This window comes from Nesterenkonia flava (assembly GCF_031432335.1).
Lineage (GTDB): Bacteria > Actinomycetota > Actinomycetes > Actinomycetales > Micrococcaceae > Nesterenkonia > Nesterenkonia flava.
Window position 1 is genome coordinate 1 of record NZ_JAVKGT010000001.1, and the last position, 17,474, is coordinate 17,474.

Annotated in this window: 15 protein-coding genes and 1 tRNA gene; 6 read left to right on the plus strand and 10 right to left on the minus strand. The window is 65.8% G+C overall.

Annotated elements, in window-relative coordinates; genetic code table 11:
• Window positions 1-200 precede the first annotated feature (200 nt).
• Entirely contained in the window at window positions 201-1,202 is a 1,002-nt protein-coding gene (locus tag RH857_RS00005) for an LLM class flavin-dependent oxidoreductase (protein ID WP_310535893.1), read from the plus strand.
• A 76-nt stretch (window positions 1,203-1,278) separates the two neighbouring features.
• Here RH857_RS00005 and RH857_RS00010 read toward each other — a convergent pair whose 3' ends face one another.
• A complete protein-coding gene (locus RH857_RS00010) occupies window positions 1,279-4,344 on the minus strand; it encodes a bifunctional [glutamine synthetase] adenylyltransferase/[glutamine synthetase]-adenylyl-L-tyrosine phosphorylase (RefSeq protein ID WP_310535894.1) in 3,066 nt (1,021 codons plus the stop codon).
• 15 nt (window positions 4,345-4,359) lie between these two features.
• A complete protein-coding gene (glnA, locus tag RH857_RS00015) occupies window positions 4,360-5,700 on the minus strand; it encodes a type I glutamate--ammonia ligase (RefSeq protein ID WP_310535895.1) in 1,341 nt (446 codons plus the stop codon).
• 86 nt (window positions 5,701-5,786) lie between these two features.
• On the opposite strand from glnA, the gene panB reads away from it, so the two are divergent.
• Window positions 5,787-6,674 carry a 3-methyl-2-oxobutanoate hydroxymethyltransferase gene (panB, locus tag RH857_RS00020; protein WP_310535896.1) on the plus strand — a complete coding sequence of 296 codons (888 nt, stop codon included), beginning with the start codon at window positions 5,787-5,789 and terminating at the stop codon, window positions 6,672-6,674.
• A 12-nt stretch (window positions 6,675-6,686) separates the two neighbouring features.
• Here the strand turns inward: panB and RH857_RS00025 are convergent, their stop codons facing one another.
• Window positions 6,687-6,863, minus strand: a complete 177-nt coding sequence (locus tag RH857_RS00025; protein ID WP_310535898.1) for an SPOR domain-containing protein — start codon at window positions 6,861-6,863, stop codon at window positions 6,687-6,689.
• Window positions 6,864-6,947: 84 nt separating this feature from the next.
• On the opposite strand from RH857_RS00025, the gene map reads away from it, so the two are divergent.
• Window positions 6,948-7,841 (plus strand): type I methionyl aminopeptidase, encoded by an 894-nt coding sequence (gene map / locus RH857_RS00030; protein WP_310535899.1) that lies wholly within the window; start codon window positions 6,948-6,950, stop codon window positions 7,839-7,841.
• Window positions 7,842-7,978: 137 nt separating this feature from the next.
• Window positions 7,979-8,842: a polyphosphate--glucose phosphotransferase gene (gene ppgK / locus RH857_RS00035; RefSeq protein ID WP_310535900.1), complete on the plus strand. Its 864-nt coding sequence runs from the start codon at window positions 7,979-7,981 to the stop codon at window positions 8,840-8,842.
• A gap of 20 nt (window positions 8,843-8,862) precedes the next feature.
• Here ppgK and RH857_RS00040 read toward each other — a convergent pair whose 3' ends face one another.
• Window positions 8,863-9,843, minus strand: a complete 981-nt coding sequence (locus RH857_RS00040) for a GlxA family transcriptional regulator (RefSeq protein ID WP_310535901.1) — start codon at window positions 9,841-9,843, stop codon at window positions 8,863-8,865.
• Between the two features lie 183 nt (window positions 9,844-10,026).
• Here RH857_RS00040 and RH857_RS00045 point away from each other — a divergent pair, with 183 nt between their 5' ends.
• Window positions 10,027-10,665 carry an HD domain-containing protein gene (locus RH857_RS00045; protein WP_310535903.1) on the plus strand — a complete coding sequence of 213 codons (639 nt, stop codon included), beginning with the start codon at window positions 10,027-10,029 and terminating at the stop codon, window positions 10,663-10,665.
• Window positions 10,666-10,753: 88 nt separating this feature from the next.
• Here RH857_RS00045 and RH857_RS00050 read toward each other — a convergent pair.
• The 5 genes from RH857_RS00050 to RH857_RS00070 all read right to left on the minus strand — a co-directional run bounded on the left by RH857_RS00050 (window position 10,754) and on the right by RH857_RS00070 (window position 15,270).
• Window positions 10,754-10,827: transfer RNA gene (locus RH857_RS00050), tRNA-Val, on the minus strand.
• Window positions 10,828-10,942: 115 nt separating this feature from the next.
• Complete coding sequence (locus RH857_RS00055; protein WP_310535904.1) at window positions 10,943-12,148, minus strand: acyl-CoA dehydrogenase family protein; 1,206 nt, start codon at window positions 12,146-12,148, stop codon at window positions 10,943-10,945.
• On the minus strand, window positions 12,145-13,788 hold the full coding sequence (locus RH857_RS00060) for an AMP-binding protein (RefSeq protein ID WP_310535905.1): 1,644 nt from the start codon (window positions 13,786-13,788) through the stop codon (window positions 12,145-12,147). The genes RH857_RS00055 and RH857_RS00060 overlap by 4 nt, the downstream gene beginning before the upstream one ends.
• A gap of 7 nt (window positions 13,789-13,795) precedes the next feature.
• Window positions 13,796-14,791, minus strand: a complete 996-nt coding sequence (locus RH857_RS00065; RefSeq protein WP_310535907.1) for an SDR family NAD(P)-dependent oxidoreductase — start codon at window positions 14,789-14,791, stop codon at window positions 13,796-13,798.
• Between the two features lie 8 nt (window positions 14,792-14,799).
• Window positions 14,800-15,270 (minus strand): MaoC family dehydratase, encoded by a 471-nt coding sequence (locus RH857_RS00070; RefSeq protein WP_310535909.1) that lies wholly within the window; start codon window positions 15,268-15,270, stop codon window positions 14,800-14,802.
• A 194-nt stretch (window positions 15,271-15,464) separates the two neighbouring features.
• On the opposite strand from RH857_RS00070, the gene RH857_RS00075 reads away from it, so the two are divergent.
• Window positions 15,465-15,929, plus strand: coding sequence for a MarR family winged helix-turn-helix transcriptional regulator (locus RH857_RS00075; RefSeq protein ID WP_310535911.1), 465 nt, complete (start codon window positions 15,465-15,467; stop codon window positions 15,927-15,929).
• Between the two features lie 13 nt (window positions 15,930-15,942).
• On the opposite strand, the gene mftF is transcribed toward RH857_RS00075, so the two are convergent.
• On the minus strand, window positions 15,943-17,466 hold the full coding sequence (gene mftF, locus RH857_RS00080) for a mycofactocin biosynthesis glycosyltransferase MftF (protein ID WP_310535913.1): 1,524 nt from the start codon (window positions 17,464-17,466) through the stop codon (window positions 15,943-15,945).
• Window positions 17,467-17,474 lie beyond the last annotated feature (8 nt).

Sequence of the window (17,474 nt, forward strand, 5' to 3'; positions counted from 1 at the left end):
GACTCACCAGTCTCCTCGGCGTGTCACCCCGCCCCCACCTGAAATCCGAAGAGCCATCAAAGTGGGCAAGCAAGTAGACGTTCGTCGCCTGGATCGGTTGATCGCCTGGGCCGTCTTGAGGAACTGAATCTTCCCTGCGCTCCCATGAGGCACGCGAGGTTGTGGGATGAGAACGACGCCGTCGGGCGTTGGGACTGATTATGACCTCCACAGCACCTCGTCCCCTCTCACTGCTGGACCTCGCCCGCGTGCCTGAGGGAAGCAGCATCAGCGAAGGCATCGCCCGCTCCGTCCGGCTGGCCCAGACCGCAGACTCCCTCGGCTACACCCGTATCTGGTTCGCCGAGCACCACAACATGCCAGCCGTGGCGTCGTCGGCAACCTCGCTGCTGATTCAGCACATCGCCGCGAACACTGACACCGTGCGTGTGGGAGCGGGGGGCATCATGCTGCCCAACCACTCCCCTCTGGTCATCGCTGAGCAGTTCGGCACACTCGAGACGCTCTATCCCGGTCGCATCGATCTGGGCCTAGGCCGTGCCCCGGGCACTGACGGGGCCACCATGCGGGCCCTGCGGCGCGACGGCACTGAGGCTGACCGCTTCCAATCGGACATCATGGAGCTCAACGGCTACCTCACCGGATACAGTCGCATCCCGGGGGTCAACGCCTATCCAGGCTGGCGCACGAATGTGCCGCTCTACATCCTCGGCTCTTCACTGTACGGTGCTCAGCTCGCAGCCCAGCTGGGACTCCCCTACGCCTTCGCCTCGCACTTTGCCCCACAGATGCTGGAGCACGCCGCACACACCTACCGTGAGAATTTTGACGCCAGCCAGTCCCTCGCCGGCCCGGACGCCAAGCCGTACTTCATTGCCGCCGCCAACGTGATCGCCCACGACGATGCCGACCTGGCGGCCCAGCAGCGCCGCAAAGCTGAAGACGGCTGGATCAAGACCATGCTGGGCCGGAACAAGCACCTGAGCGCCGACGACGTCACCATGCTCCGCGATCATCCGGCGGGGCAGCAGGTGCTCACCATGCTCTCTCAGACGGTGTCAGGCACGCAGCAGGAGGTCTTTGACTGGCTGGGACGCTTTGCCGATACCGTGCAGGCCGACGAGCTCATGCTCGTCAACCTTGCCCCGGATGAGGACGTCCAGCACCGGACACTGGAGCTGCTGGCACCACAGCCGTCCTGAGGCACACCCCTGCTATCTGGTACCGCTGTTTCTGTCGCCTCCGCCAGAAGTTTCGACAGGAACAGCAGCACTCATGTCAGTCTCCGTAGAAGAGCCGCTCGAAGACCTGACGGGCTCGCCGGGTGGTGCGAAGGTAGTGCTCCTCGAAGTCCCTCGCACTGCCCGGCGGGAAGCCGCACCAGCGGGAGACCGCTTCCAAGTCATGTCGAGCGGATGGCAGCACATCGCTCGTCTTGCCGCTGTAGACCATGATCGCGGCTCGGACCCGGGTGCACAGCACCCACGCCTCGGCCAACGCCCGGGCATCATCGGGGGACATCAGTCCCTGGTCGACGAGAGCATTCACAGCGTCCATTGTGGATGTGGTCCGCAACACCCGCAGCTGATGCGCATGCTGAAGCTGCTCGAGCTGAATCAGCCACTCGACATCTGAGAGTCCGCCGCGACCGAGCTTGACGTGCCGTGCCGGGTCAGCGCCTCGGGGCAGCCGTTCGGATTCCACGCGCGCTTTGATGCGACGGATCTCGCGGACCTGAGCCGGCGACGGCGGCTCAGCGTAGCGGACGCCGTTGATCAGCTCGAGGAAGTCCTGGGCCAGCTGGTCGCTGCCGGCCACCGGCCGGGCACGCAGCAGCGCTTGACGCTCCCAGATCTCCATCCACCGCCGGTAGTACTCGGCAAAGGAGTCCAAGGACCTGGAGAGAGCCCCCTTCTTGCCCTCAGGACGCAGGTCTGCGTCCAGCTGGAGGGGAAACTCTCCGCGGACAGCCGGTTTCACCGGCTTGGAGAGCAGAGCGGTCAGTCGAGCCGCCAGCTTCTGAGCCTGGCGGTCTGCGGCGGAACGGTCAGCCCCGGGCAGTGCGCGGTGGACGAACATCGCGTCCATGTCCGAACCGTAGGCAATCTCCCGGCCGCCCTGCCGCCCCATGGCGACCACCAGGAATTCGATGTGCTGACCCTCGGCGGCGAAGACTTCCTCCTCGGCCACTCGCAGGGCACCGAGCGTCGCCACACGGTCTGTCTCGGCCAGTGCCCGGCCGACTTCCTCTACCTGCAGCAGACCGGCGGCGTCGGCGACGGCAGTACGCAGCACTTCCCGCTGCCTCACCAACCGCGCCAGACGCACCGCCGCCTCAGCATCCCCACTGTGCCGGGACAGCGCGTTCTGCACCTCAGTCCACTGCGTCTCGAATCCTCTGGGCCGCAGCTCCGCATCGTCACCCAGCCATTTAGCGGCCTCGGGCATGTGCTCGAGCATGTCGGAGATGAAACGGGAGCTTGACAGAACGTGGCACAGTCGCTCGGCCGCCACGGAGGAGTCCCGCAGCATCGTCAGGTACCAGGGGCTCTGCCCCAGAGACTCGCTGAGCCGCCGAAATGCGAGCAGACCCCGGTCAGGATCCACACCCTCGGCGAACCATCCCAGCATCACCGGCAGGATTCGACGCTGCAGCGTAGCCCGCCGGGAGACCCCCTGCGTGAGAGCCTCAATATGACGCATCGCGCCCTGCGGGTCCCGGTAGCCCAGAGCCGCCAGGCGAGCCTGCGCGGCTTCGGCCGAGAGCTTGACGTCGTCGTCGGAGAGCACCGCGGTGGTCGAGAGCAGGGGCCGGTAGAAGATGATCTCATGGAAGGCTGAGACCTCGCGGACCACCGCGCGCCACTGATTCAGCACGTCCTCCCCCGCAGGCCGCTTGCCGATGCCCGGAGGCAGAACAGAGGCCGCCAAGGCCCGCAGCTCAGCTTCCTTCTGAGGCATCAGATGGGTGCGGCGCATATTGATCATCTGAATGCGGTGTTCGTAGAGCCGCAGCTGCCGGTAGCACCGCGAGGCGGCCGCCGCGTCCTTGCTGGAGATGTACTCCCCGGCCTCCAGCGCAGCAATGGCTGACAGGGTATCGGGCACACGCAGCGACTCATCCACTCGCCCGTGGACCAGCTGCAGCAGCTGAATGGTGAACTCGATGTCCCGCAGGCCCCCGCGACCCAGCTTGATCTCCCGACCAGCGTGCTGGGCGGGGATGTTCTCGAAGACCCGACGACGCATGGCCTGGACGTTCTCCACGAAGCCTTCCGCGGCGGAAGACTGCCACACCATGGGTGAGACACCGGCCATATAGTCTTCGCCGAGGCTCAGGCTGCCCGCCAGCGGGCGCGCCTTCAGCTGAGCCTGAAACTCCCAGCCGTGAGCCCAGCGCCGGTAGTACTCCACGTGCGAGTCCAGAGTGCGCGAGAGTGGCCCGTCCTTACCCTCGGGCCGGAGGTTAGCGTCAATCTCCCACAGGGCGGGCTCCCCGACAGACGCTCCGAGCACCTTGGAGATGCCCGAGGCGAGCTCCACCGCCAGACGCCCGGCCAGTCCCCCTTCCAGATCATCGGGGGCACGGTGGACGAAGATGACATCCACATCAGAGATATAGTTCAGCTCCCGGGCTCCGCATTTGCCCATGCCGATCACGGCCAGCTCCACCTGGCCGGCCTCTCGCTGCCGGGAGGCGAGGTCGGCACGCGCCACAGCCAAGGCTGCATCAATCGCGGCCCCCGCGGCGTCGGCCAGCTGCCGGGAGATCAGGGGCTGGATCGCCAACGGGTCTGGTGCAGCCAGGTCCTGCAGGGCGATGTGCGTCAGCTGACGCCGATAGGCCACGCGCAGTGCGGTGGCAGCCTCCTGCAGGCTGCGGGTCTCTCCGAGACAGGCCTGCGGCATGCGATCCTCAGGGTCTGCGCCCACTACGGCCATCAGACGTTGCCGCAGGGACTGGAGGCTCAGCACCCCCCTCTCCTCCTCGGGGAGCTGCTCCGCAGAGTCCGGCCCGGAGTCCTCCCAGAGAAGGTCCGTGTGGTCGGGATGGCGAATCAGGAACTCCCCAAGCGCCTGGGAGGCTCCGAGCAGCCGAACCAGCGGCACGGCCCGTCGGTAGCCGTCGTCGGGATCCGCAAAGAGCCCGGCGAGATCCGGGGCGCGCTCCAGCAGCCGTATCAGCAGCAGAAGAGCCTTGTCCGGCTGGGGAGCTTCGCGGAAGCAGGCCACCAGCGCCGCCGTGTCGAGGTCCTCAAGCTGGGCGTCGTTCAGGAAGCTCTGAGCGCGCTCGAGCTCCTGGAATCCGGCGGAGATGAGATCACGGGCTGAGGGCTGCGGCATAAACCAGAAGTGGGATCAGATCATGCCCAGGTAACGGTTGATCTCCCAGGGCGAGACGTTTACGCGGTACTCATCCCACTCCTGCTGCTTGTTACGCAGGAAGTTCTCGAAGACCTGCTCCCCAAGAATCTCGGCCACCAGCTCCGAGTCCTCCATCTGACGCAGCGCCTCATGCAGGGTTCCCGGCAGAGGCTTGATCCCCAGAGCCTTACGCTCGGCCGTGGTCAGGCCCCAGACGTCCTCGGTAATGGCCTCGCCCAGCTCATACTCCTCGCGAATGCCCTTCAGCCCCGCGCCGATGGCAACGGCGTAGGCCAGGTAGGGGTTGGCGGAGGAGTCGATGCCGCGGAACTCCACGCGTGCGGAGCCGCCCTTGGTGGGCTTGTGCAGCGGCACACGGACCAGTGCGGAGCGGTTGTTGTGGCCCCAGGAGACGTGGCTGGGGGCCTCTCCCCCGCCCCACAGGCGCTTGTAAGAGTTCACGAACTGGTTGGTGACAGCGGTGAACTCGGGGGCGTGGGTGAGCACACCGGCAATGAACTGACGTGCCGTGGTCGAGAGGTTGTACTCGGCGTTGGGGGCGAAGAAGGCGTTGGTGTCGCCCTCGAAGAGACTGAAATGGGTGTGCATGGCCGAGCCAGGGTGTTCGGAGAACGGCTTAGGCATGAAGGTCGCGTACTTGTCGTAGGACAGCGCCACCTCTTTGACGATCGTGCGGAAGGTCATGATGTTGTCCGCGGTCGTCAGGGCATCGGCGTAGCGCAGATCGATCTCGTTCTGGCCCGGGCCCACCTCGTTGTGGCTGAACTCCACGGAGATGCCCACGGCCTCAAGCATGTTGACGGTGTGTCGGCGCAGGTCCTGGGCCACGGAGCCGGTGATGTGGTCAAAGTACCCGGCCCGGTCGGCCGGTACGGGCTCGCCGTTGCTGCCGGGCTCCTCAGAGTTCAGCAGATAGAACTCGATCTCCGGGTGGGTGTAGCAGGTGAATCCCATCTCTGCGGCGGCGTCGAGCTGGCGGCGCAGCACATAACGAGGATCTCCGGCGGCAGGCTCCTGGTCCGGAGTCAGGATGTCGCAGAACATGCGCGAGGTCGGCTCTTCCTCCCCCCGCCAGGGAAGGATCTGGAAGCTGGAGGGATCCGGCTTCAGCAGCATGTCGGCCTCGAAGACGCGGGAGAGCCCTTCGATCGAGGACCCGTCAAAGCCCAGTCCCTCCGCGAAGGCGCCTTCGACCTCAGCAGGCGCCAGCGCCACTGACTTCAGGGAGCCGACCACGTCGGTGAACCAGAGGCGCACGAAGCGAACATCGCGCTCCTCGATGGTGCGCAGTACGAATTCCTGCTGACGGTCCATTCCTCTACGGCCTCCTGAGACTGGCGGGCTTGCACCTACTTGCTTCCTCGCGCTCCTACTCTAACGCTTCCAGTAGGCTGTGGGGCATGTCATCCCCCGAGCATGCGGCCCCCACCGGTGCCGAGCAGAGCGCCCCGTACGGCGCCGGTGCCCCTGAGCAGTCCACGTCCCTGACGCCCAAGCGTGTGCGCACCGTCCACCTGCAGCAGTTCAAGGAGACGGGACAGAAGTTCTCCATGCTGACCGCGTACGACGCGATGATCGCCGGAGTCTTTGACGAGGCGGGCATCGAAGTTCTGCTGGTGGGCGACTCCGCCGCGAACGTCATGATGCGCCGCGGCACTACGCTGCCCATCACCGTCGACGAGATGCTCGTCTTCTCCAAGAGCGTCGTCAATGGCGCCTCGCGCGCCCTGGTGGTGGCCGACCTCCCCTTCGGTTCCTATGAGGCTTCCCCCGCCCAGGCGGTGGAGACGGGGGTCCGGTTCCTCAAGGAGTCAGGAGTGCACGCGGTCAAGATGGAGGGCGACGCCACGATGGCTCCTCAGGTGCGCGCCATGGTCTCCGCGGGCATCCCGGTGGTGGGGCACGTGGGCTTCACGCCACAGTCCGAACACGCGATGGGCGGCTACCGGGTCCAGGGCCGCGGTGAGGCCGCCGCGCAGGTACTCGCCGACGCACGCGCTATGGAGGAGGCCGGCGCCTTCAGCGTGGTGCTGGAGATGGTGCCCAGCGAGGTTGCGGCCGAGGTCGAGTCGGCGCTGCGCATTCCCACCATCGGCATCGGAGCAGGAAACGCCACAACAGGCCAGGTGCTCGTCTGGCAGGACATGCTGGGACTGAACAACGGACGTCTGCCGAAGTTCGTCAAACAGTACGCCGACCTGCGCGGGGTGATCTCCTCAGCAGTCAGCAGCTACCGCCGGGATGTGCTCAGCGGAGAATTCCCGGCGCCTGAGCACGGCTTCGAGTGAGGCACGACGACGTCACCTGGCGTCGTCGTTCTCCTCCTCCTCATCCCAGCGTTCATTGTTGGCCTTGACCCGCTCCAACGCAGCAGCTGCGTCCTCCGGGGTGGCATAGGGACCCAGAAGGTGTTTCCAACTGGACTGGGGGCCCTCTTCGATCTGGGCTGTGCGCACGTTGTACCAGTACTCGGTCATGGCTTCAGGGTACGCCGCCTGCCAGCAGATTCAAGTACTGCCGCCGAGTACTCCTGCACGAGGCGAACGCGTAGGATGGCGGCCATGGCCTCAGCGATCTCCACCGCCCCCGTGGGCACTCTGACCAAGGGCACGCTCTCTCGCGAACGGCCGGTTCCCGGCCACATCGACAAGCCCAATTACGTGGGGCTTTCCGAACCGCCGCGCTACACCGGACCGGACGTCTTCGACGCGGAGACGATCGACCGTATCCGCCGAGCCGCACGGCTGGCCGCCGATGCCATGGTCGCCACCGGAGAGCACATCAGGCCCGGCGTGACCACGGACGAGCTCGACGCGTTTGCCCATGAGTACCTCATTGAGCGCGGGGCGTATCCCAGCTGCTTGAACTACAAGGGCTTCCCCAAGTCGATCTGCACCTCGGTCAACGAGGTGGTCTGCCACGGGATCCCCGATTCGACGGTCCTGCAGGACGGGGACATCGTGAATCTGGACATTACCGCCTACCTCGACGGAGTTCACGGTGACCACAACGTCACCTTCCTGGTCGGGGACGTGGACGAGGAGTCCCGCCTGCTCGTTGAGCGCAGTCATGAAGCCATGATGCGCGGCATCCGCGCGGTCAAGCCCGGCCGGCCCATCAACGTGATCGGTCGTGCCATCGAGGTCTATGCCCGGCGCTTCGGCTACGGGACGGTGCATGAGTTCATCGGCCACGGCGTGGGGCCGGCCTTCCACACGGGACTGGTCATACCCCATTACGACGCGGCACCGGACTACTCGCAGCCCCTGGAGCCCGGAATGGTCTTCACCGTGGAGCCGATGCTCACGCTGGGCACCCGACACTGGGACCTGTGGGAGGACGGCTGGACGGCGGTGACCCGTGACCGAAAGCGCACCGCACAGTTTGAGCACACGGTGGTGGTCACCGAGGAGGGCGCCGAGATCCTCACGCTGCCTTCCTCGGCGGACAGCTGAAGATTCCACCAGCACTGCCCGCGCTTCGGACCGGGGCGCTGCTCCCGCCCTGAGCGCGGGGGCGGTATACTGTACCCGCATTCCGGCGCAGCGTGGCGCTGTCTTTCCGTACCCCCTTCACTCGCCCGCGGAGAACTATGACCAAGCCAGACCAGACATCGCCCGCTGCAGAATCACTCGGCCCGGCCAGCGCCACTCTGCCTGAGCTGCCCAAGCGTGCCATCGGCATCGACGTGGGCGGTACCGGTATCAAGGGCGGCATCGTCAATCTCCGCAAGGGCAAGCTCATCGGGGAGCGCTTCCGCATCCCCACGCCCAAGCCAGCCACGCCTCAGGCCGTGGCCGAGGTGATCGCCACCATTCTCGAGGAGCTCCTCCAGCGCGAGAAGGCTCCTGCTGAGCAGGAACTGGCAGTGGGCGTGACGTTCCCGGGCATCGTCATCGACAATGTGGTTCTCTCGGCCGCCAATATCGATGACTCCTGGCTGGAGTGTGACGCGGCGGCTCTGCTGAAGCACCTTCCCGGCCACGTCTCCACGATGAACGACGCCGACGCCGCCGGACTGGCTGAGGCACGGTACGGCGCCGGAGCCAACCGCGAAGGCACCGTCATGATGATCACCCTGGGCACGGGCATCGGCTCGGCGTTGGTGCACGACGGAGTCCTGGTGCCCAACTCGGAGTTGGGGCATCTGGAGTTTGAAGGCGTGGTGGCCGAGACCAAGGTCTCCGCGGCCGCCCGCGAACGCGCCGATATGCCCTGGGATGAGTACGGAGAGACTCTGCGCCGGTACCTGAGGCACGTCGAGCGCATCCAGCCCACTGGCCTCTTCATCATCGGGGGCGGGATCTCCAAGCGCAGCGAAGACTTCCTTCCCCAGGTCACGGGACTGCGCGCTGAAGTGGTCCCAGCGGCACTGCAGAACAACGCCGGCATCGTGGGCGCGGCACTCTATGCGGCAGAACAGGCACGCCTGGCGGAAACGCGTCCTCAGCGCTGAAGAGGGTCCCCACCCAAGGTCTAGTCCACCGGACTCCACTTGCTTGTGCTGCCCGTAGAGGCGAAACGCTCTCGGAAGGCGCTCGGTGGCATCCCCAGGCGGTGCACGAAAACCCGTCTCAGTGTTTCGGGGGTCTGAAATCCTGACCGTTCGGCTGCTGCGGCCACGGCCTCTCCCTGAAGCAGGAGGGCTTTAGCGGTCTCCAGTCGAATCCGTTCAACACATTTCGCGGGCGTCATCCCTAGCTCTGCCTGAAACAGCCGAGTCAGGTGTCGCGAACTGACGCCTGCCATCTTCGCGAGTTCATGGGTGCCGTAGTTCCCTTGGGGATGCGCCGAGACGGACTGCACGATGCGCTTCACGCTCTCGCCCGTACCGCGGGAGAGCTCCAGCAGGGTGGAGAACTGGGACTGCCCGTCTGGGCGCCTCATGTACACGACGAGCTGCTGGGCCACCTGTCGAGCCAGTTCAGGCCCATGGTCAGCCTCCACGATCGACAAGGCGAGGTCAATCCCAGAGGAAACACCGGCAGAGGTGTGAAACTTGCCGTCCTGCAGGAACAGCGCATCTGAGATCACTTCGACTCCGGGACTGACCCTGGCGAGCAAGGCTGCGTGAGCCCAGTGAGTCGTTGCACGCCGTCCCTCCAATGCACCTACCGACGCAAGGAGGAAAGCTCCTGTGCACACCGACGCCACGCGATCTGCGACGGAGACCAAGTGTGCCGTCGCAGATCGTAGCTCAGCAGATAAAGCGCCTCGTGGGAGTGAGTCTCCCCCGGGGATGACCACAGTACCGGCGGTCGCAACGTTGAGAGCCGCGCTGCCCGCCTGCAGGTGAAGACCGACAGATGTGCCTACCTCGTCTCCGTTCGGCGACACGTAGGTGAGGTCATACTCCGCCCCGAGACGGGTCGCTTCGGCGAAAACCTCCGCCGGGCCCGCCACGTCCAGGTGCTTCACGCCCTGGAAGACGAGGAAGACGATGCGGTGCTTGGCCATAGCCTAATCATGACGCTTCGCGTGGGCCCGTCAAGTCAACTGTGTGCCGGCGTTCCGGGACGCAGTGTCCGGTTTTGTGGGATTTCAGTCCCTTTCACCCCTGTCTCAACAGAGATCGGTCTGTGAGTCTGGAGATCACCGCCGAAGGCGGCGGTCTTCACCCTCACTCATCCAAGGAGCCTCATGTCTGAGACGATCGCTGGGGTCACGATCCCCGACACAGCCCTGGTGCGCGATGCCACGTCACTGGTTCGCGATACCGCGGACGAGACCATTTTCCACCATTCGCGCCGTGTCTTCCTCTGGGGGATGCTCACATCCAAGGCCCGCGGTATGGAGGTCGATCCCGAGCTCGCCTACGTCGGTGGACTCTTCCATGACCTAGGCCTGACCAGCGCCTATCGAAGCACCCACCGCCGCTTCGAGATCGACGGCGCAGAGGCTGCGTACACCTTCCTTCGCGACCATGGTCGCTCGGAGCAGGAAGCTCGTGCCGTGTGGCTCGCTATCGCTCTGCACACCACGCCTGAGGTCCCCATGTACCTCGCTGCTGAGATCGCCGTTGTCACCCTCGGCGTCGAAACTGATGTCCTGGGCTTTCACCTAGACGACCTTACGGAGGAACAGCGAACGGAAGTCACTGCGGCGCACCCGAGACCGGACTTCAAGGAGAAGATCCTCAGGGCCTTCTACGACGGCATGGCCGACCGCCCCGAGACTACTTTCGGCACCATGAACGACGACGTCTTGTCGCATTTCGACCCCTCATTCCAGCGAAAGAACTTCGTCGACATCATCAAGTCCAGCGCTTGGCCAGAATAGGCAACTAGAGAAGTACGAGTGGCAAACCCTGCGGTAGTCGCTGTATGAAAGGGTCCTTCCGCAAGGGAAACTGGACCGATCTGATCGGTGCGCCCGGAGGGACTCGAACCCCCGACACCTGCGGTGTAAACGCAGTGCTCTAACCAACTGAGCTACAGGCGCGCGGCTTGCCCAGACGGGCGAGGCAGCAAGGAGAAACTATAGCAAACTCCGCCGTCGGGGGCGCAGCGACTTTCCGGCCGCCTCACGCGTCCCCACCTGCAACGGACGCGTGAGGCTATGTCGTGAAGGCGCTGCGACCGGTGACAGCCCGGCCCACGATCAGACTGTTGATCTCATAGGTACCTTCAAAGGTATAGAGCGACTCGGCATCAGCATGGAAGCGTGCCACATGGTGCTCCAGGAGGATGCCGTTGCCTCCCAGGATCTCCCGGCCCAGGGCAGCGGTCTCACGCATCTGGCGCGTCACCCAGCTTTTGGCTAGTGCGGCCTCCGCCTGGCTCACCGGCGCGCCGGTCTCCTCCTCCCGCTGGGCCAGGCGCACTGCTACGCCCAGCGAGGCGTTGAGGTTCCCCAGCATGCGTGCCAGCTTCTCCTGCACGAGCTGAAATCCCGCGATGGGCCTCCCAAATTGCTCCCTTTCCCGCGCGTAGGCGAGGGTGTGCTCGTAGACCCCGGCTTGGAGCCCGACGGCGTTCCAGACCACGTCCGGCCGCAGCTGGCGGAAGGCGCGATTGAGGTCGGCGAAGGAGTTGATGCGTGGCAGCCTCATCTCCTCGGCCACCTCGACCTCGTGCAGACGGATCCGGGCGTTACCGACCATCCGCAGTGAGGTCTTCCCGGTCATGCGCTCGATGTCCACTCCGGGTGCATCAGCCGGGACCCGAAAGACCTTCACCTGAGCGTCGGCGGTGTCCACCGCGGCCACCAGCAGCACCTGGGAGAGTTCGGCGTTACCAATCCATTTCTTCTCACCGCGCAGCACCCAGGTGTCCCCGCGTCGCTCAGCACTGGTGCTGAGTCCTCCGGCTACGTCCGAGCCATGCTCAGGTTCCGTGAGAGCAAAGCAACCGGTGACCCGGAACTCTTCAATCTCCGGCCGCAGGTTCGCGTACTCCTGCTCGGGGAGGCCGACACGCATGACCGTGTTGAACATGCCGATCTGACCCCCGATGAGGATGGCCAGTGAGCCGTCCATCCGGGAAAGCTCCGCGTTGCGCACCCCCACGAACAGCGGCCGCAGGTCCTCGCCTGCGGGCAGCTCCGCTGGTCGCACTAGACCTTCCCGCACGTACTCCTCGCGCAGCACGTGCGGCGTCAGACCCTGGTCCCAGTGCTCAGCCAGGGCGGGCTGGGCCTTTTCCACCAGGAATCGACGTTGCCGCATCAGGGCCTGGTGCTCGGTGTCGGTGAGGAGGCTGGACCATGAGAGAAAGTCTCCCTCGCCCAGCAGCTTGTCCCGGGACGGAGGCGCGGACGTCATGAGGCGGTCTCCCCGTGAACCGCCCGGCTGGCTGTCTCCTTGACTCGACGCATGTTCAGCTTGCCTGCGGGTGTGCGCTCAAGACTGTCACGCACCACGATCGTGCGCGGCTTCTTGTATCCGGCCAGTCGGCTCCCCACCCATTCCTGGAGGGCCTCGGGCGTCACTGATGCGCCCTCGTCCACCGCGACGACGGCGGAGACCCGCTCCCCCAGCCTCTGATCCGGCAGCCCGAAGACCACGGCGTCATGGACACCGTCGAACTCCAGCAGCACCTCCTCCACCTCAGCAGGGAAGACTTTCTCCCCGCCGGTGTTGATCACCGCCGAGCCGCGTCCGAGGAACTCGATGTAGCCGTCATCAAGCACCTGCACGTAGTCTCCGGGCCTGGCGTGACGGACTCCGTCGATCACCGGATAGGTGTCACGGCTCTTTTCGGGATCGTTGAGGTAGCCCTTCGGCAGCGCGCCGCGGAAAGCCAGGATGCCCTTGGCGCCGACTTCTGTCTGCACCTGGCGCAGGCTGTCGTCAAGCACCACGGCGTCGGCAGTCAGGCGGAATCGTGCCGGCAGATCGTCCTCTGATCCTGTGATGGCCATGGCAAACGGCCCGCCCTCGCTGGAGGCGAGGATGTCCATGACCGTCAAGGACCTGAGGCGGTGCAGCCGGGCCTTGGTTTCGTCTCCGAAGCGCATGCCCGAGCTCATCACCGAATTAACAGCCAGCCGCTCGCGCTCCGGATGCCGCTCTAGCGCTTCGGCGATGGGAAGGGCGACGGCGTCGCCGGCAACCACCAGCTGCGTGACCTGGTGCTTCACCGCGAGGTCTGCAGCAGCATCCGCGTCCAGGCTCGGATTGGGATTGACCACGACCGTGCCGCCTACGTTGAGCGTGTTGGCTGACATGAAAAGGGCTGTGGCGTGGATGAACGGCGCCAGCGGAAGGGTCCGCACCACTGGCGTCCGGGGATCGGTGGCGATGTCCACCGCCTGCTCAAGCGTCTGGGGCGGGGTGAGGCCTAGAGGTGTGTAGGTGGAGGTCTCCTGAATATCCATCAGATCGCCCAGCCCCCAGACCACTGCTTTGGGGCGGCCCGTGGTCCCGCCGGTGAAGATGTAAAGCTCGGCGTCCTTGCTCAGGTGTCGATGCGGCAGCGGTTCAGGCTGTTCCTGAAGCAGTGCCTCGAAGCTCAGCGCCCCCTCGGGACCAGGTTCCTGCGGCGCCTTGGCGTACTCGCCGTCATCGATCTCGAGCCAGAGCTGGGGTCCGCGCTCACCCAAGAGGTGCTGGGCGGCGCGGACCTTCGCTCGGGATGAGGCTCGGTAGAGGAACGCCCGCGGTGCGGCGACGTCCACCAGTTCGGCGATCTCCGCGGCGCGGTACCGGTAGTTCATCGGTGCGGGCGTGGCTTCCAGCTTCAGACACGCGTAGAACGCGATGAGAAACTCCGCCGTATTGTGCAGGTAGAAGCCCACCGTGTCACCGGCGCCGATTCCCTGCGCGGCGAAGTAGGCGGCCACGCGACCGGCCTGCTCGTCGAAGGTCCGGTAGTCGTAGTGGCGGGTTCCGGCCACCACTGCTGGCAGCTCCGGGCGGCGTTCAGCGATTCCTTGCCATACATTGGCGTGATTCTCATGCACGGTGCGCTCACCCCTGGGAGTTCTGCGACTCCGACGCCGCGGGGTGCTCACGGGGATCGGGCTTGGGCGGCATGCCTGAGGGCTGGGCGTGAGAGGCGAACCGTTCGCTCCAGGCCCGAGCAATGCCCGCGGTGCTCCAGCCGCCAGGCTCGTCAGCGGTGATCAGCTCGCCGGGGTGGGAGTACAGGGTGAGGCGGTCACCTCCCAGGCCGATGGCCTGCCCGGTGACGCCCTGGGCATCGTCGGAAGCCAGCCAGGCGATCAGCGGCGCCACATCCTCCGGACCGCCCAGTGCATGGTCCTGGCGTGCGGCCTGGGGCAGCGCCACGCCCTGCTCATAGGCCTCGGCCCATTCCTTATAGACGGGAATTGTGGCGGTCATCGCGGTCATCGCGGTAGGCACCACAACGTTGACGGTAATCCCGTCCCGGGCGAGTTCCATGGACCAGGTCCTGCCCAGGGCGACGATCCCGGCCTTGGCGGGAGCGTAGTTGGACTGCCCGAAGGAACCGAACTGCCCTGCCGGTGATCCGATGAGGATCAGACGGCCCCCTTCGCCCTGGCTGCGCATGTGCTCCACCGCGGCGCGACCGCAGGTCCAGGTGCCTTTCAGATGAGTTTCGATGACGGCGTCGAAATCCTCCTCGCTCATCTTCCAGGTGACGCGATCCCGCAGAATACCGGCGTTGGTCACCATGATGTCCAACCGCCCGAACGTGCTGACGGCCTGATGGACCAGGTCCTGCGCCACGGCAAGGGGACCGATGCGAGCGGCCACGGCCAGCGCCTGACCGCCCTCGGCGGTGATCGAGGAGGCAACCTCCTCGGCGGAGGCCTCGTCGGCGTCATTGACGACGACGGCGGCGCCGGCAGCTGCCAAGGCAAGTGCGTAGCAGCGGCCCAGCCCCCGGCCAGCGCCGGTCACGATGGCAACCTTGCCCTGCAGCAGGCTCTCGCCCACTCGGTCGGAGAAGTCTGCGTAGGTCTGAGTGTCCTGTGTCATGGTGTCCTTCAGCGGTAGTAGCGCAGGACCTGCTGGGCTGCGCAAGCGGGCTTGTCATTGCCTTCGACGTCCCACACCAGATCGGCGTGGACCTGGTAGCCGCCGGCAATCTCCTTGACGTCGGTCACGGTGCCGTGGAGTCGGATACGTCCGTCCACCGGCACCGGCGCGGGGAAGCGCAGCTTGTCGAGGCCGTAGTTGATGCCAGAGCCGATCTCGGTCACCTCGAACACTTCGGCCATCAGCGGCACCACGCGGCTCAGGGTGAGGTATCCGTGGGCCACGACGGTGCCAAACGGGCTGTTCCGCCCGGCCTCGGGGTCCACATGGATCGGATTGTGGTCCCCAGAGACCTCGGCGTAGAGATTGATGTCCTCCTGGGTGATTCGCTGCCATGACGAAGGCCCGAAGGTTTTGCCGACGAGCTCGGGAAGCTGATCGATGGTGACGGAGAGACGGTTCTGGGCTTCTTCTGCCATAGGGGCTCCTCGTGTTCGTGCCGCCGCCGCGGGGGCGTGACGACGATTGATCTAGGTCACATTCAGTATCAGGCCGCCTTAATCAGACGTCAAGGGAGGTTTCCACCTGCAGGAGGGTCTGCGGGAAAGCCCTTGCGCCCGTGGTGAAGTTATGCTGAACACCACCCCTTGACCGCCCGTCCGGAAGTGAAGGTATGACCCAACTCTCTGAGAACCCCCCGCAGCAGCCGCTGCCGGGCGGGTGGTTCCTCTACATGCTGAAGCTCATCGAGACGGGCCTTCGGCCCTCCCTGGAGTCCGCACTGTCGGCACACGGGTTCACCACGGCCCAGTACACCGCCCTCTCAGTGCTGCGGGTGCGCCCGGGCATCACCTCCTCCGAACTGGCACGCCGCTCGTTCGTGAAGGCTCAGTCGATGGCCGAGACCGTAGCCAGTCTGCAGAGCAGAGGATTAGTGCAGCGGGAGCAGGACCCCACTCATGCCAGGCGCCTTCTGCTGCACCTGACCGATGAGGGTGCCGCGGCACTGGCCGCGGTCGAGCAGCCGGTGACAGAAGCGGAGGCGGCCGTTCTTGCCGGGCTCAGTGACGCCTCACGTGCACAGTTGGCCTCGACACTGCGTACTCTGCGGCACAATCTTCAGGGTCTCAGCGATTAAATCGCTCCCCACCTCACCGAACACCGGAGTCCCGCGCCCTCGGACGGGCCGGCAGGAGAGCCCTCAACGACCTCTTCCGGAGGGCACCCTTCCACACCCCCAGACCATAGGCGGCGTCGTCGAGGCGTCGCGCTGCAGCAAAGCGCAGGGCATCCATCTCCGGCTTCAGCCGGACGTACTCCCAGGCCGCTTCAGCCACGGCCGCCACCACGAGTAGCCGCCGGGCCCTCCTGGAAAGGATGCCGGCAGCGGCGAGCCCCGGCCACCAATGCCGCACCGCCAGAGCAAGTCCCTGCCCCACCGCAGCACCGAGGCCGAAGCAGGTGAGCTGGCCGGCCAGGCGCGCGCGTGAGGATAGACTCGGCACGGCGTGCTTGAGACGGTGCATATTTGCCGCCGTGGCAACGGCAGTCACGAGGCCAGCAACGGGAAGGGACCACCGCCGCTGACAAGCCACTGCCATCAGCACCCCAGCCGCCCAGGGCGACATCACCGCCGGCGCAACGAGGTCTCCGTGACGCTGAGCCAGCAGAGCGGCCCCGGTGCCGTATAGATGCTTGCGACTCAACCAGCTGCGCATAGACGTGCGGTGCTCATGCTCGACGATGACTCGGGGCTCGTACCGAATGCGCCATCCTGAAGCAGCCAGCCGCCAGATCAGATCCACGTCTTCAGCCACCCGCATGCCGTCCTCGAATCCACCGCCGAGTGCCTCCCTGCGAGCCAGCAGACACGTGGTCGACAGCCAGGACTGGGTGGAGTGGGGCCGCACCAGTGACGGTTCGGGCCCGTGGTCCAGCGAGGAACGGATGTTCTCGTAGCGCTGCACCCAACCTCCATGAGGAGTCGACGGCGCTCTGCTCGCTGATGCGGGTCGGTGCCCGGACCGGCCGTCGGCGTCTGGACCGAGGCCCAGTACACGCGGGGCCACCGCCGCCAGTCTCGGGTCCGCGAAGTGCCGCAGCAGGACATCAATGCACCCCTCAGACACCACCACATCCGTATCAACGAAAAGTACGTAGGGGGTGCGCACCCGGGCCAGTCCGGTGTTGCGCGCTGCCGCAGGGCCTCTGTTGACGTCGCAGGTGATGACCTCCGCTCCGAAATCCCGGGCGAGCGCGACGATGTGCTCGCTCTGCTCGCCGGAAGCGTCATCGACGACGACGACGGCAGAGTCGGGTAGCGCGGTCGTAATGCTCCTGAGCAGGCGGTGCAGCTGATGCAGGCGCCGGTAGCAGGGTATGACGACGGTGACTTCAGAGAGATCAGCTGCCGGCAGGGTCCGCGGATCAGGGTCCCCCAGGCCGGCGCGCACCAAGTATCCTCCCAGCTGACGCGTGGTGGCGTCAGTGACCGTCACCGCGAGCCGTGGCCGGCCAGTGGAGGCCCGCTGGCCGCGGCGGTCCTCGCCCTGTGGGGCGGCAGCTGGCCGAAGAGCTCCCGCTGCCGCCGGACTCAGCGTGGCCACTCGTGCCGGCGCTCCGCCCATGAGCACTCTGCCGCCCTCGAAGACATAGGTCCCCGCGTGGAGGGTCACGACGGCCC